This is a genomic window from Gaetbulibacter aestuarii, from assembly GCF_039537665.1.
Taxonomy (GTDB): Bacteria; Bacteroidota; Bacteroidia; order Flavobacteriales; family Flavobacteriaceae; genus Gaetbulibacter_A; species Gaetbulibacter_A aestuarii.
Genome location: NZ_BAABAY010000001.1, coordinates 1,764,887 through 1,780,239 on the forward strand (window position 1 = coordinate 1,764,887; position 15,353 = coordinate 1,780,239).

Sequence of the window (15,353 nt, forward strand, 5' to 3'; positions counted from 1 at the left end):
AAAATTTCTAATAGTAAAATTCATGGTTGACCTGGAACTTCTTGAGTATTTAGAAACCTTTCTTACACCACGACGAAAAGCGCGTTTTGATAAGGTTTTAGCCCAACGAACGCGTCATTTTACTTTAGCCACCGAGGATGTTTATCAATTACATAACACCAGTGCCGTAATTCGTAGTTGTGATGTGTTTGGTATTCAGGATATTCATGTGGTTGAAGAAGTAAACACCAAGCGTATTGATCGCGAGATTGCCATGGGAGCTCAAAAATGGGTTGATGTTCATCGTTATAATTCGGTGCAGGACTCCATAGACCATTTAAGGTCTGAAGGGTATCAAATTGTAGCGACAACACCACATACCAATGATACTGAATTACATGATTTTGATGTTACTAAGAAATCTTGTTTTTTCTTTGGAAGGGAGACAGAGGGGTTATCGGAGGTTGTTCTGGATCAGGCTGATGCCTATCTCAAAATTCCAATGGCTGGATTTACTGAGAGTTTAAATATTTCGGTTTCCGCAGCTATTATTTTACAACATGTGACCTCTCAATTAAAACGAACTGATGTTTCGTGGAAACTCAGTATTGAGGACCAACAGGAACTTCGTTTTCACTGGATTAAGAAATCACTAAAGCGTTTTGATGATATTCTGAAAAACTATCAGGAAAGACTAACCGAAAAATAGGTTATAGTTTTCCGGTTCTACCACGACTCAATAATTTATATTCCTCGTAGCATTCATTGATAGCATCCAGTATTTGAAGATCGTTTGCTGATTCTACAAATTCTTTGGAATAGTTACACTGCTTCACAATTTCATCGAGATCAACCTTGTTCACATTCAATAAAGCCATAAGGGTTTCCCTGTCGAAACGAGAGGCTAATAAATTACGGATCTGATCATCCTGCTTCATTTTTTGGAGCTTACGTAATTCATTAGGTTTTTTACCAAACATCCGATGTAAGAAATCTGCAGGATTAAATATAGACCCAACAATCTTTGAAATAGTCCCGGGTCTGTCAGCTTCGTATCCTGTGCTGGGTAAACCCGAAATAGCATAGCGGTAATTATCGTTAGGCTCTGGTACTTGTTTTATATCAACCGCCAAATAACCCGTCAGGTTAAGCTGGTTTACAACCACCTGTTCTAAGGCCAGAGCTAATTCCGTCAGTTTTATATCAGCACTTCCAAATTTGATCCAGTCATTTGTGACACGAACTTTTATGGATTTAAAACCTAAATATGAAAAATGTAAGGTGTCATTAGCCTTCGCCTTGATCTCAAATTCTCCGGCGCTGTTGGTGGATGTACCAACAACTTCATTGAGATTCACAATATTTACCGATTCTAATGGTTTATCGTTTGAAGCGTCTAATACTTTTCCTTTTACGATAGTCGTCTCCTGAGCACTAAGCACTGAAGCACCAATGATCAATAAGAAAAGTAATAGCTGTTTTTTCATAGATGAAAGTCTAATTTTTTTATAAAAGTACTAAACTAAAGAAAAACGACCTCCCAACAATTTTATTTTGACTTAAAATTAACAGATTTGTTGGTTTATCGACGAGACCGGCGTGGTCTGGTCGCTGCGATACTGTTTCCTGAGGAACGTCTTGATTTCGATTTTCCTCCGGATTTTCTTCCATTTCCACGGTCTTTACCTTGAAAACCATCACCACCACGACGTTTTCCTGAACGTTTTTTGTCTCCACGACGTTTGCCACTACCGCCGCCACGGTTTTCAGAAACTTCAACGTTTACAAAACGCCCCTCATGTTTAAAATCAGTGAAAAACGATAATACCTTATCCTTTAAATGAGGTTCGGTATTGAAAAAAGAAAAACTATCCTTTACTTCCGCTTTAAAGATATCATCCTGACCTAATCCTAAAGTTTCTCTTAAAAAGTCTTTTAAGGTCATCCAGGTGTAGCCATCTTTTTTACCCACGTTAATAAAGTAACGGACCGAATTTGAAGAGCCACCAAAATCTTTACCAACACCAGGGTCAAAGGAACCTTCCGGGATGTTAAGATCCTGGGATTTATTGTAATAATTATAGAAACGGGTAAACTCAACCGAGAAGAATTTCTTGATCAGTTCCTCCTTAGTAGTATCATTAAATAAGCCGTTTAATTGATCCAAATATTGATCAATACCATGGTTAATATCTGTTTTATGAACCTTTTTTGCTAAAGACATCAACTGCACCTCACAAATTTCCATACCATCAGGAATGTCTTTTTTCTCAAATTCTTTTTTAATGATACGTTCAATACTTTTTATTTTTCGAACCTCACTTTTAGAAACGATCACCATAGAAACTCCGGTTTTCCCGGCGCGACCGGTACGACCGGAGCGGTGGGTATACGTTTCTATTTCGTCGGGTAATTGGTAGTTTATAACATGCGTAATGTCATCCACATCAATCCCACGAGCGGCAACATCTGTGGCTACCAACATTTGAATTTGTTTTTTTCTAAAGGAGGTCATTACCAAATCGCGTTGATTCTGACTCAGATCCCCGTGTAAAGCACCGGCACTGTAACCATCTTCAATAAGGCGTTCTGCTACTTTTTGGGTATCGCGTTTTGTTCTACAAAAGATGACCGAAAAGATATCCGGGTTCGCATCAGCTAAACGTTTTAAAGCTATATAACGGTCGCGGGCATTAACCAAATAATACTCGTGTGATACCGTATTGGTACTTTCATTTTTATTACCTACCGTAATTTCTTGCGGATTATGCATGAAGTTTTTAGCGATCGAAGCCACTTCTTTAGGCATCGTGGCACTAAATAACCAGGTATTTTTTTCGGCCGGCGTGTGCGATAGGATCTCGGTAATATCTTCTTTAAAGCCCATATTCAGCATCTCATCGGCTTCATCTAAAACAGCATATTCAATTTTTGAAATGTCAACCAAACGGCGACTGATCATATCCTTCATACGCCCCGGTGTAGCCACAATAATCTGAGCACCACGTTTCACATCTCTGGCTTGTTCTGTAATACTCGCGCCGCCGTAAATAGCAACCACGTTGAGTCCTTTACAATATTTGCCATAAAGGTTCATTTCGTTGGTAATTTGCAAACAAAGCTCGCGAGTTGGTGATAAAATAAGCCCTTGAGTTGTTCTGCTCTCAATGGCAATTTTCTGCAACATAGGAAATCCAAATGCCGCCGTTTTACCGGTACCGGTTTGAGCCAATGCTACAAGATCAGTTTCTTTTTGTAGTAAAATAGGGATGGCTTTCTGTTGTACTTCACTGGGTTCAGTAAACCCTAAATCAGTAATAGCCTGCAATAGGTCTGTATTAAGACCTAATTCTTGGAATGTGTTCATTCGTTCTTAAGTATTCGATTATGTTCTTAGTGTTACTAAAAGAAGCGAATCGACATACTTAACCTTAAACTTCCTGTAACACATCCTCACCCTGAGGAATTTCAAGCGGCAAAGATACACTATTATTTTACAATAATGATTTAAATTTCAAAAGCTTTGAAAATAGTGTTTTGGGCATTTTTTTGCGCTTTTGCGAGTCGCTTTTTCATAAGAATGTTAGAAACCCGAATAAATCCGTTTCCGCGGGTAAATAGATGCATCCCAGGTGCAGCTGGAAGGGAAAAGAGATCCAACAATTACTTAATACCTGCCTGCCGCCAGGTAGACCTAACGCGGTTTACTGCCGTAAATTCTTGATGCGTTGTAATAAAGTAGGATGGGAGTAATGCACAAAAACATATGCCGGATGCGGAGTGAGGTTGCTTAAGCTGTTCTTCGATAAGGTCTTTAAAGCTTTAATCAGTGGTTCTGCTTTATAGGTATTTTTAGCAAAATCATCTGCCTGATATTCAAAAGCTCTTGAAAATAAGTTCATAATCAGGCCTGTTAATGCAGAAATTGGGGCGTAAAGTAATAGAAAAGCGATCAAACCGATATGAAAACTTGGTATCGAAACACCTAAAGCTTCTGACATGATTGGGTTAGAAATAAATAAGGATAAAATATAGAGCGTGAAACCGGTGAGTAAAATAGAGGCAAATAAATTAAAAATAATATGCTTCTTTTTGTAATGGCCAACTTCATGCGCCAAAACCGCTACAATTTCATCTTCCTCAAGATCGTTTATTAAGGTGTCGTAAAGCGTCACGCGTTTTTCTTTTCCAAAGCCTGAAAAATAGGCATTCGCCTTGGTACTTCGTTTGGAGCCATCGATCACAAAGATCTTATCCAGTTTAAAGCCAACGGTTTTGGCATATTCTGAAATTTTATCACGCAGATTACCACTATCTAATGGGGTTTGTTTATTAAAAAGCGGTACAATAAGCTTTGAGTAGAACATGTTCATAAACAAGGTAAAAACGGCCATTAAACCCCAGGCATATAGCCAAAAGTTATCACCTGTAACATGATAGAACCATATTACTAAAGCCAGTATGCCTCCGCCAACAATGCCGGTTAATAACCATCCTTTGATCTTATCAAAAATAAAGACCTTTAAAGTGGTTTTGTTAAAGCCGAATTTTTCTTCGATCACAAACGTACTATAATATGAAAAAGGCAAACTCAGGAGGTCACTGCCAATCACGATAATTCCAAAAAAGATCAAAGCAATTCCGATAGGATTATCTGTAAAATTTCGAGCCATATTATCGACAAACTCAAAACCATCCAAAATCAAAAAAGTCAAAGTAACCACTAAAGAAAACGTTGAGCTTATGATTCCAAACCGATAGCGAGCAGCTTTGTATTGCTGTGATTTCTTATACTCTTCGGCATCGTAAACATCTTCAACAGGTTTTGGTAAAGCATCATTAAAGTGTTTTGCATTTAAGGCATCCAGAATTTTATCGAGAATAAAATTGAAAAGGATGATCGCAATGATAATGTAAAATAGCGTTTGAGCTGTCATGTAAGGTCGTCTTATTTCGTTTAGGATTCTGAATTATTCAAATCCGCGTTGTCTTCTGGCCTCAAAAATAAGAATTCCTGCGGCAACAGAAACGTTCATAGAGTCTATTTCACCCTGCATCGGAATAATAATGTTTTGTTTAGAAGCCTGTAGCCAGGCCTCACTTAATCCAGTAGCTTCCGTACCTACAACAATGGCGCTGGGTTTCGAGAAATCTTGTAGATGATAAGGCTGTGAAGCTTGTAATGCAGCGCAATAAATAGCAATATTTTTTTTGTTTAAAAAACTGATAATAGACTCAGTACTTCCTGTTGCAATATGGTTTGTAAATAGGCAACCCACACTGGAGCGTACAATATTAGCGTTGTAAAGATCGGTTTTCGGATTTGCAATAATTACGGCATCCACGGCTGCGGCGTCTGCTGTTCTTAAAATAGCGCCTATGTTTCCGGGTTTTTCAGGAGCCTCAGCGACTAAAATCAAAGGATTTTCAGAACTTAATTTTAAGTTTTCAAGATCATGAGATTTTGAGTTCGCCACGGCAATCAGACCTTCTGTCGAGTCTCGATAGGCTAGTTTTTGATAGACTTCTTTTGAGATTTCAATGATCTCCACCATTACCGGAACGAAAGTAGTAAGCGTTTCTAAAGAGATCAATTCAGGGAAGTATAATACCTTGTCCAGGGAGTAACCACCTTTAAGGGCCAAACCTAATTCACGTTGTCCTTCAATTATAAAGTGCCCTGTTTTTTTTCGTTCGCGCGATTTATCACGTAGCTGCACCAGATGCTTAATATAACTGTTTTGGGTACTTGTGATTTGTTTGATCTCCATAGGTCACAAAAGTACGGATTTATCCGACCTGTAGTTAAAAAAAAGCGAGCTTAATAGCTCGCTTTAACCTAGGATTGTTTTTTGTATTTATTGGAATACCGTTTCCAAAGTTCTGTTTGATGCGTTTCCAAACTTATCATCCGCCCGTCGATAAAAGCGTGGGTAATTTGGTTGGTTCGCATATCTAAAGCATCACCTTTAGAAATAAATAATGTGGCACTTTTCCCGGCTTCCAGTGTTCCGTATTGATCATCAATTCCCAGGATTTTTGCTGGATTCAAAGTGATCAATTGCAAAGCTTGTTCTTTAGTTAATCCTCTGGAAACCGTAGTTCCCGCATAGAAAGGAAGGTTTCTGGATTGCATACGTTCCATTCTGCCTGCTCCAGCTACTTCCAGAGCAACGGTAATACCATTTTGGGTAAGGATGGTTGCATTTTTAAAAGGCTGATCGTAATCATCATCTTCATGCTCCGGCAAACTATGAACTCTGGTTAATACCACAGGAATATTATTGGCTTTAAGGAGTTCAATGGTTTTGTAAGCTTCTTGAGCGTCAACAATAACGAGGTTTTTTATATCATGCGATTTAGCAAAATCTACGGCATCAATAATTCCTTTTTCTTCTTCAACATGAATAAATAACTTTTTGGATCCTTTAAAAACGGCATCTAAGGCTTCAAAAGGTAAGTTCGTGGTCGTTTTATTTCCCTGATTATAGGCTTTTGCATTGTCGAAATAACTGTTTATGGCTTCAACCTCCTCGCCATACTTTTTATTAACTGTAATTTCTCCACGACGTGAGCTTGTGGTTCTTGGCCAGTTCATATGTATGGCGTCATCTACCTTTACTGCGGCATCTTCCCAGTTCCAGGCATCAAATTGAACTACTGATGAGGTTCCTGAAATTCTGCCTCCCTGAGGTGTGATCTGTCCCATAAGGACCCCGTTTGGGCGCATGGTTTCTACAATTTTAGATTCGGCATTATAAGCAATCAAACTGCGCACGTTGGGGTTCCATTGGCCAAGTTCGGCATCGTCTTCAGAGGCGCGAACAGCATCAATTTCAATGAGACCCAAGGTAGAGTTTGGTACAATAAATCCCGGATAAACATCGTGCCCTTTAGCATCGATCACTTCAAAACCGCTAAAATCTGTTGTGTTTTGTGTGGCATCCATGAGGGCATCAATTTTACCGTCTTTAAGGATTATGATACTATTATTAATTACGGATCCATTACCAATATGGGCAGTTGCTCCAACAATGGCAATAGTTTTCGTTTGTTTAGGCGCCGGGGTTTGCTGAGCCATTGATACAATGGTACACAGCATTAAAATATAGTTGAATAGTGTTTTCATTTTCATAGTTTTTTATAGTCCGCTATCCATCGAATCACAGTGTAACAACACTTCTTTTTTCGTTGAAATGGGTTTGGTTTTTAAGCCTTTATTTTTGTCTTGCATCATTTCGTTAATCAATTCGCTGCGTTCTTTTTTGATCGCTTCGCGCATCGCTTTATCTTTCTCCAGATCAAAATAAGTGGCGCCCTCAATCAGGGTTTTTTCCGCTTTAGCGTAAATAGATAAGGGATTATCAGACCATAAAACCAGATCGGCGTCCTTGCCTTCTCTTACGCTACCCACACGATCATCGATGTGTAATAATTTCGCCGGATTCAAGGTTACCATTTTCCAGGCCTCTTCCTCGCTCATACCACCATATTTCACAGATTTTGCTGCTTCCTGATTCAAACGACGAGACATTTCGGCGTCGTCACTATTTATCGCTACAGTAACGCCTGCATTGTGCATGATCGTGGCATTATAGGGGATCGCATCATTTACCTCAAACTTATAAGCCCACCAGTCGCTAAAAGTAGAACCGCCAACGCCGTGTTCAGCCATTTTATCGGCTACTTTATAACCTTCAAGAATATGGGTAAAGGTGTTCACTCTGAAATTGAATTTTTCAGACACCTTCATCAACATATTGATCTCACTTTGCACGTAGGAGTGACAAGAAATAAAGCGTTCTTTGTTTAAAATTTCTGCCAGAACATCTAATTCAATATCGCGTTTGTATGGTTTACCGCTTTTCTTTAATTCATCGTATTCTTTTGCTCGTGTAAAATAATCCATATAAACCTGCTCCACACCCATGCGAGATTGTGGGAAACGGGAGCGGCTTCCCCAGTTGGATTGCTTCACATTTTCTCCCAGGGCGAACTTGATAAATTTCGGACTGTTATCAAAAATTAGATTATTAGCCGATTCACCCCATTTCAATTTTATTATTGCAGAACGTCCACCTATTGGGTTTGCAGATCCATGTAAAATTTGAATGGATGTAACACCACCGGCCAGATCGCGATAAATGGCAATGCTTTTTTCATCAATAACGTCCTCAATACTTACTTCCGCAGAGGAGTTCTGACCACCTTCATTTACAGAAGATGTGGCAATATGCGAGTGTTCATCTATAATACCGGCAGTTAAATGTTTTCCGGTAGCATCAATAATTTTTGCCTTGGAATTTGAAAGATCCTTTCCAATTTTCGCGATTTTACCATCTTTTACCAGAACATCAGTGTTTTTCAATATACCGGAATCTTCATTCGTCCAGACCGTAGCATTTTTAAATAGAATGGTTTCTTGTTTTGGTAAAGACTTGACCCCGTAAGCCTTATTTGGATAGGTTAGTGGAGCCATCTCATAAACCGATGCACTCTTTGTGACGTCTTTTTCAGTTTCATTGTCAGATGATTTCTTCTCCACTTTAGCATAAAAAGGTGATTCATTTCCATAAGGATCAATATATTTTCCGGATAAATTACCTTGATCATTCACCTTTGCTACAATTCGAATAAACTCATTGGCTGTGCTATCGGCAGTAGTGATACTCAGGTTCACCCAGTCAATATCATAGGATATTTTAGAACCGAAGGACTGTGTGTTTGAAGTTACTTTAGATTTGAGTTTACTGAGACTGCCGGAAACATCAAGTTTGTAAGGTGTATTGGCGATTGTAAATTCATAATTACCTCTAATATCCTTGACGTTTACTGGTTCAAAAACAGTTTTTTCACCTTGAATCCAGTGTTCAAAGAGGATGGTGTTTTTGTCAAAAATATCACCGGAAGCGATAATGAAATTCGCTAGACTTCCATTTTTTAAAGAGCCAATCTCTGAAGACTTACCCAGTACTTGAGCAGGTACGGTTGTTAAGGCCTCAAGGGCTTTCTCTTCACTTAGGCCGGCGGCAATGGCTTTCAGTAAATTTGTTTTAAACTCCTTAATTGATTTTAATTTTGCTGTGGTAAACGCAAACGGAATATTATGCTCTGCCAGCAATTTTGGGTTATAAGGTCTTTGATTCCATGCTCTGAGGTCTGCTAAACTTAAACTTTCCGTAGTAAAAGGATCTTCTACGTCATAGGCATCCGGAAAATCTAAAGGTAAAATGATTGTTGCGTTGGTGTTTTTTATGTCGTCAAGACGCTCATATTCATCACCACCACCAAGCATGACATATTGAACGCCGTAGGCATCACCAACTTTATCAGCACGCATAATATTTTGACGGCTTCCGGCTTCGAAGAACTGAACCAAAGGTTTATTTCTGTTGAAAGCCTCTAAGGAAAGATCCTTTGTTTTTATATTTCCTTTCCGGTACCAATCGGCATCAATATACAATTGACGAATCAAGGCCATACTTCCCATAATGGAAGAAGGGTAAGATTGCTCGGATTTCACACTTTTTGAAAATGAAAAATACTGCCCGGAGTTGTCGTCTAATACCCGATATTGGTTTCCATTATTGTTATTCAGGGCTACCAAAATACCGGTGCCTCGAACAATACCATCGTGAATATGGGTATTCACAACACCAAATCCGGCTCGAAGTAATTCTGTTGCTGTGTTACTGTCGTACTTAAAATCCTTGATCGCTTTTTGTTCCGGCATCACATGGTCGTTCCAATAATAACCTGTTCTGGAGGCTTTGTATTGGGTTGAACGCGACCAACCTGAATTTCTTTTTGGTTGATCGATTCCAAAGCCGGAATACACATCGATGAATGAAGGATAGATGTACTTGCCTTTAAGATCGACAATTACTGCATTTTTTGGGATGGTTACATCCTTTCCTGAAGCAACCACTTGGCCATCTTTTATAATAAGCGTCCCATTTTCAATAATCTGATTGGGCGTTACATAAATTTTAGCATTTGTTAGTGCTTTGTAGTTCGTGTTTACGGTGTGTACACCGTCATTTTTAGGGAAATAATCTTGTGCGGTTAATGCTAGGGCAAAAAGCATAGCAAAAACCAGGGAGGTTTTTTTAATCATTAGAGTTAGTCAATTTTGCACTAAAAATAGAAAAATTAACTTTTATTTACCTAATGTTCAGTGTTTTTTAACTTTTCCTAAAGATTCATCAAAATAGTTCGTTAAAAGTGCAACAACATAACTATAGCTTTCCATGCCTTTACTTTGTTTATTCACTTTCAGGAAGTTACCGTAAAATACTTTAAAAAAAGGTTCAGCCGGATTTTCATGGGCTTCCCAAAATGCACGAACTTCTTTATAATTTTTTATAATGCCCTTATCCACATGAGCTACCATATCTTCATAAAGGCACTCATCCCGAAAGTAAATTTCGTTTAAACAAAACCGCAATGCGAAAGTATAGCCTGCATATTTAAAATAGATATTATCATGGTTTATAGCCGCGAGGCAGCCAATAAAATTTGCTTCATTTTCAGCGGCATAACCTAGTTGATGCGCCACTTCATGCGAAGCGGTAGTGGGAAATATGAAACGTGGAATTATTCCGTCTACCTGAGCTTCATTGGTAAGGGGATTCAAATAACCACTGAATCCCATGTAGGTTAAAGGAATACTATAAATAGATTTTTTTAGACTTCGAGGCTTATAATCTAAATTCGGAAATGTTCCGGTTAGATTATGGTAGCCTTCAGGAACCATTTTAAAGATTTGGGATTCTGAAAAAGGCATGGTTACTTTTACCGTATCATTACGCGTAATTTCCATATGTACAGCATTTGCTTTTTCCGTGAGCATTTGGGTGACCCTAACAAGCTGTTCGGTACTATAATTAGCTTCTAAATTTAGGTTTTTGTGTAAGGGCGGACGGTAATAATTTAGTCCCCAAAAAAAGTGAAATGCAAAATAGATCACAGAAATTGCTGCAAAAACATCAATAAACCAGTTTCTGGTATCTTTTCTGAGCCTTCTGCGATTTATGAAGAACCATCGAATGATATAAATGATACTTATGGTATAAATGACATCGCCAAAAGAAAAAGGCAACCATCCAAGGGTGAAACGAAGTACTTTAGAAATATACGGATAGATCCCATTGCTGTAATATTGCTCGATAAATTCTGGAAAAAGCGATAAAAGTTTTACCAAAAAAAACTGCGGAATAAGTAATAAGGCTAAGCGCTTTTTTATGGTTCTCTGCATGTATCAAAAATAGGAAACAATTTTATAATTCCGCATTCGAATACGTACCTTTGTCATTCAAAATTTTTAAAATCATGAATTCAGAAATACGTGAGTTAGAACCCAAAGCAGTTTGGAATAAATTTGCCGACCTTAATGCTGTGCCGCGTCCTTCAAAAAAAGAAGAACGAGTTATTGCTTTTATGAAAGATTTTGGGAAAAGTCTAGGTTTGGAAACCCTGGAGGATGCCGTTGGCAATGTCATTATCAAAAAACCGGCTACAAAAGGTATGGAAGACCGGCAAACTGTAGTGATGCAATCGCACTTGGATATGGTACATCAGAAGAATAATGACACGAATTTCGATTTTGATAACCAAGGAATCGATATGTACGTGGATGGCGACTGGGTGCGTGCCAATGGCACTACTTTGGGAGCAGATAATGGTCTTGGTGTAGCAACTATTATGGCTATTTTGGAAAGCAAAGAGATTGCACATCCGGCTATTGAAGCACTGTTTACGATCGATGAAGAAACGGGAATGACGGGAGCCATGGGATTAAAACCCGGTGTATTGAGTGGAGCCATTTTACTGAATCTGGATACTGAAGAAGATGATGAGATAGGTGTAGGTTGTGCGGGAGGTATTGATGTTACCGCAACAAGAGATTACGAAGAAGAAGATACACCTGAATCTAAAATTGGATATACCATTACGGTTAAAGGTTTACAAGGCGGGCATTCAGGAATGCAAATTCACGAAGGTTTAGGTAACGCCAATAAAATCATGAACAGGATCATGTTTGATGGTTTTGAACATTTTGGTTTACGTATTTCAGAAATAAACGGAGGTGGTTTGCGTAATGCTATTCCGCGAGAAAGCACAGCTATTGTAGCCATTGACGCTTCAAAAGAAGAAAATTTTGTGACCCATATTGCTGAAATTTCCAAAGCTATAAAAAAAGAATACAAAACCATGGAACCGCATTTGGATATCCTGATAGCAAAAGTTCAAACACCGAAAAAAATAATGGATCTCGGTGTTCAGGAAGGATTGACCAGAGCTATTTATGCTGCCGTGAATGGTGTTTATCGCATGAGTGCCGATATTCCTGATCTGGTTGAAACCTCAAACAATATTGCGAAGGTTTCAGTTAAGGACGGAAAAATTCATATTGGCTGTTTAACGCGTTCTTCTGTTGAAAGTTCAAAATGGGATCTGGCTCATGCTTTGAGAGCTACTTTCGAATTAACGGGTTGCGACGTTGATTTTTCAGGAGATTATCCGGGATGGACACCGAATATGGATTCGCCAATACTTAAAGTTATGGAAACTTTGTATGAAAAATTAAACCATGAAAAACCTCATGTAGCTGCGTGTCATGCCGGTCTTGAATGCGGAATTTTAGGAAAAAATTATCCTGAAATGGACATGATAAGTTTCGGACCAAATATTAAAGGAGCACATTCTCCTGATGAACGGGCGCAAATATCATCTGTACAAAAGTTCTGGACCTTTGTTCTTGAGATTTTAAAGCAAATTCCGAAGAAATAAAAAAAATTATGGCACAGGATCGTATCCGGAGCCACCCCAAGGATGACAACTAAATATACGTTTTAATGCCAGCCAGCCCCCTTTGAGTATGCCATGCTTTTGCAAAGCTTCTTTAGCATAAGAGGAGCAGGTGGGTGTATATCTGCAAGTTGCTGGTAACATTGGTGAAATCAGGACCTGATAGACTTTTATCAAGAATAAAAAAGGTGCAATAAGTATTTTTTTTAGCATGATAGTTTCCTTTTAAAAGGAAAATTTCTAAGGCGCTGAAATCCTTAATTCAACGAAAAGGTCGTGCCGTCTTTACCGTCTTTAAGCTGAATGCCTAATTCAGCCAATTCATCACGGATTTTATCTGAAAGCGAAAAATCTTTATTGATACGCGCCTCCTGACGCATTTTGATCAATAAGTCTACGGCTCCTGATAATTTATCGGCGCCTGTTTCGGTATTTGATGTGTTCTCTAATCCCAGAACATCAAATACAAAAGCATGAATGGTTTCTTTAAACGTAGTGAAATCCTTTTGATCCAAGCTTTCAGAGCCTTCCTTAAGCTGATTGATATATTTCACCGCCTCGAACAAATGTGCAATGAGGACAGGTGAATTAAAATCATCATTCATGGCATCATAACAAGATTGTTTCCAGGTTGTGATGTCTATGGTAGAGTTTGTTCCTGCTTTTAAATCCGATAGGACCTTGATCGCATCCATGAGACGGTTGAATCCTTTTTCACTAGCAAGTAGACCATCATTTGTAAAATCTAATACGCTGCGATAATGCGCTTGTAGCATGAAAAAACGCGCAACGCCGGGTTCAAAAGCTTTTGTAATATTCGGATTGTTTCCTGTGAATATTTCTCCGGGAAGAATATAATTTCCTGTGGATTTCGCCATTTTTTTACCGTTCATGATAAGCATGTTGGCGTGCATCCAATAATTAACCGGTGTTTGTCCTTTGGCAGCTTCATTTTGAGCGATCTCACATTCGTGATGTGGAAATTTAAGATCCATACCACCTCCATGAATATCAAATTGTTCACCCAAATATTTGGTGCTCATCGCAGTACATTCAAGGTGCCAGCCCGGAAAACCATCACTCCAGGGCGATGGCCATCGCATGATGTGCTGTGGCTCAGCACGTTTCCAAAGCGCAAAATCTTGAGGATTCTTTTTATCACTTTGTCCGTCTAAAGCACGAGTATTATGAATCAGATCTTCCAGTTTTCGCTTGCTGAGTTTGCCGTAATCGTGTGATTCATTGAATTTGTGAACATCGAAATAAACAGAGCCATTCACTTCATAAGCAAAACCATTATCAATTATTGTTTTGATGAGTTCGATTTGCTCAATAATATGACCGGTAGCTGTAGGTTCGATACTAGGAGGTAAAAAATTAAATTTATCGAGAATGTTATGGAAATCTACAGTGTAACGTTGTACGACTTCCATAGGTTCTAACTGCTCCAAACGCGCTTTTTTTGCAATTCGATCTTCACCCACATCGGCATCATTTTCCAAATGTCCGGCATCCGTAATATTACGAACATAACGTACTTTATAACCCAGATGCTTTAAATAACGAAAAATCACATCAAAGGACATGAACGTTCTAACATTTCCCAAATGTACATTGCTGTAAACGGTAGGACCACAAACATACATCCCAACGTAACCTTCGTCGATAGGCTTGAATGATTCTTTTTCTCCGCTTAATGAATTGTATATTTGAATGTTTTGGCTTTTGTAAAGTGGCGTCATGGTTAGGTTGCGCTAATTTAAATATTGGAAGCTGAAATTTTGATCTAATAATAAACGTTGTGCTTTTTTTAAAAGGCGGTATCGAGTTTAATATAATCTAAAAACTCGCGTCTTACCGTTTTGTCTTTAAATTTTCCACCGAATTCAGAAGTTACGGTACTGCTTTCAATGTCCCGAATACCTCTGGAATTTACACATAAGTGTTTTGCATCAATAACGCAGGCTACATCTTGAGTATTTAAAACTTCCTGAAGTTCTTTTACAATTTGAATCGTTAGCCGCTCTTGAACCTGTGGGCGTTTCGCGTAGTAATCTACGATTCTATTCATTTTAGATAATCCTACAACGGTGCCATTGGAAATGTAAGCAACATGCGCTTTTCCAACTATAGGTAATAAGTGGTGTTCGCAGGTGGAGTAGAGGGTGATGTTCTTTTCAACCAACATCTCACCGTATTTATACTTATTTTCAAAAGTTGAAGGTTTAGGCTTTTTGTCTGGGTTCAGACCACCAAAAATTTCATTTACGAACATTTTAGCCACCCTGTTTGGGGTGCCGTTCAAACTATCGTCTGTGAGATCAAGGCCGAGTGTTTCCATAATATGGCGTACATCATCCTTTATGATATCTATTTTTTCTGCATTCGATAATTTAAAGGCATCATTTCGCATTGGCGTATTAGCCGATGTACTGATGTGGTCGTCTCCTAAAGATTCAAATTCTTCCAAATTTTTTCCAAATTTCATCTGTCTGTTCTTTAATTTTTTAATGAGATACGTTATTTGAAAACTTCAACACCTTGTTTAAGAGGATATTTAAAAA

At 38.5% G+C, this 15,353-nt stretch carries 12 protein-coding genes; 2 read left to right on the plus strand and 10 right to left on the minus strand.

The window, feature by feature from the left end; genetic code table 11:
* The first annotated feature begins 22 nt into the window (after window positions 1-22).
* Complete coding sequence (locus ABD682_RS07990) at window positions 23-688, plus strand: TrmH family RNA methyltransferase (protein WP_344740609.1); 666 nt, start codon at window positions 23-25, stop codon at window positions 686-688.
* 1 nt (window position 689) lies between these two features.
* Here the strand turns inward: ABD682_RS07990 and ABD682_RS07995 are convergent, their stop codons facing one another.
* The 7 genes from ABD682_RS07995 to ABD682_RS08025 form a co-directional block, all read right to left on the minus strand.
* The gene (locus tag ABD682_RS07995; protein ID WP_344740610.1) at window positions 690-1,466 is read right to left on the minus strand and encodes a carboxypeptidase-like regulatory domain-containing protein; all 777 of its coding nucleotides are present in this window, start codon (window positions 1,464-1,466) and stop codon (window positions 690-692) included.
* 95 nt (window positions 1,467-1,561) lie between these two features.
* Window positions 1,562-3,346, minus strand: coding sequence for a DEAD/DEAH box helicase (locus tag ABD682_RS08000; protein ID WP_344740612.1), 1,785 nt, complete (start codon window positions 3,344-3,346; stop codon window positions 1,562-1,564).
* Between the two features lie 337 nt (window positions 3,347-3,683).
* Window positions 3,684-4,916, minus strand: coding sequence for a M48 family metallopeptidase (locus ABD682_RS08005; RefSeq protein ID WP_344740613.1), 1,233 nt, complete (start codon window positions 4,914-4,916; stop codon window positions 3,684-3,686).
* A 33-nt stretch (window positions 4,917-4,949) separates the two neighbouring features.
* A complete protein-coding gene (locus ABD682_RS08010) occupies window positions 4,950-5,750 on the minus strand; it encodes a TrmH family RNA methyltransferase (protein ID WP_344740614.1) in 801 nt (266 codons plus the stop codon).
* A gap of 68 nt (window positions 5,751-5,818) precedes the next feature.
* On the minus strand, window positions 5,819-7,108 hold the full coding sequence (locus ABD682_RS08015; RefSeq protein WP_344740615.1) for an amidohydrolase family protein: 1,290 nt from the start codon (window positions 7,106-7,108) through the stop codon (window positions 5,819-5,821).
* A gap of 12 nt (window positions 7,109-7,120) precedes the next feature.
* A complete protein-coding gene (locus tag ABD682_RS08020) occupies window positions 7,121-10,096 on the minus strand; it encodes an amidohydrolase family protein (protein WP_344740617.1) in 2,976 nt (991 codons plus the stop codon).
* A 57-nt stretch (window positions 10,097-10,153) separates the two neighbouring features.
* Window positions 10,154-11,236: a DUF3810 domain-containing protein gene (locus tag ABD682_RS08025; RefSeq protein WP_344740618.1), complete on the minus strand. Its 1,083-nt coding sequence runs from the start codon at window positions 11,234-11,236 to the stop codon at window positions 10,154-10,156.
* Between the two features lie 74 nt (window positions 11,237-11,310).
* Between ABD682_RS08025 and ABD682_RS08030 the strand changes: the two genes are divergently transcribed.
* Window positions 11,311-12,771, plus strand: coding sequence for an aminoacyl-histidine dipeptidase (locus ABD682_RS08030; protein WP_344740619.1), 1,461 nt, complete (start codon window positions 11,311-11,313; stop codon window positions 12,769-12,771).
* Between the two features lie 6 nt (window positions 12,772-12,777).
* Here ABD682_RS08030 and yidD read toward each other — a convergent pair whose 3' ends face one another.
* From yidD to folE, 3 genes are all read right to left on the minus strand, one after another.
* The gene (gene yidD / locus ABD682_RS08035; RefSeq protein ID WP_344740621.1) at window positions 12,778-13,002 is read right to left on the minus strand and encodes a membrane protein insertion efficiency factor YidD; all 225 of its coding nucleotides are present in this window, start codon (window positions 13,000-13,002) and stop codon (window positions 12,778-12,780) included.
* 44 nt (window positions 13,003-13,046) lie between these two features.
* Window positions 13,047-14,531, minus strand: coding sequence for a cysteine--tRNA ligase (cysS, locus tag ABD682_RS08040; protein WP_344740622.1), 1,485 nt, complete (start codon window positions 14,529-14,531; stop codon window positions 13,047-13,049).
* Window positions 14,532-14,599: 68 nt separating this feature from the next.
* The gene (folE, locus tag ABD682_RS08045; protein WP_344740623.1) at window positions 14,600-15,277 is read right to left on the minus strand and encodes a GTP cyclohydrolase I FolE; all 678 of its coding nucleotides are present in this window, start codon (window positions 15,275-15,277) and stop codon (window positions 14,600-14,602) included.
* Between the last annotated feature and the right edge of the window lie 76 nt (window positions 15,278-15,353).

Coding starts and splice junctions, on each gene's coding strand:
- yidD (WP_344740621.1), bottom strand. CDS start 13,002: ATGCTAAAAAAAATACTTATTGCACCTTTTTTATTCTTGATAAAAGTC.
- ABD682_RS07995 (WP_344740610.1), bottom strand. CDS start 1,466: ATGAAAAAACAGCTATTACTTTTCTTATTGATCATTGGTGCTTCAGTG.
- ABD682_RS08020 (WP_344740617.1), bottom strand. CDS start 10,096: ATGATTAAAAAAACCTCCCTGGTTTTTGCTATGCTTTTTGCCCTAGCA.
- cysS (WP_344740622.1), bottom strand. CDS start 14,531: ATGACGCCACTTTACAAAAGCCAAAACATTCAAATATACAATTCATTA.
- ABD682_RS08015 (WP_344740615.1), bottom strand. CDS start 7,108: ATGAAAACACTATTCAACTATATTTTAATGCTGTGTACCATTGTATCA.
- ABD682_RS08005 (WP_344740613.1), bottom strand. CDS start 4,916: ATGACAGCTCAAACGCTATTTTACATTATCATTGCGATCATCCTTTTC.
- folE (WP_344740623.1), bottom strand. CDS start 15,277: ATGAAATTTGGAAAAAATTTGGAAGAATTTGAATCTTTAGGAGACGAC.
- ABD682_RS08010 (WP_344740614.1), bottom strand. CDS start 5,750: ATGGAGATCAAACAAATCACAAGTACCCAAAACAGTTATATTAAGCAT.
- ABD682_RS07990 (WP_344740609.1), top strand. CDS start 23: ATGGTTGACCTGGAACTTCTTGAGTATTTAGAAACCTTTCTTACACCA.
- ABD682_RS08025 (WP_344740618.1), bottom strand. CDS start 11,236: ATGCAGAGAACCATAAAAAAGCGCTTAGCCTTATTACTTATTCCGCAG.
- ABD682_RS08030 (WP_344740619.1), top strand. CDS start 11,311: ATGAATTCAGAAATACGTGAGTTAGAACCCAAAGCAGTTTGGAATAAA.
- ABD682_RS08000 (WP_344740612.1), bottom strand. CDS start 3,346: ATGAACACATTCCAAGAATTAGGTCTTAATACAGACCTATTGCAGGCT.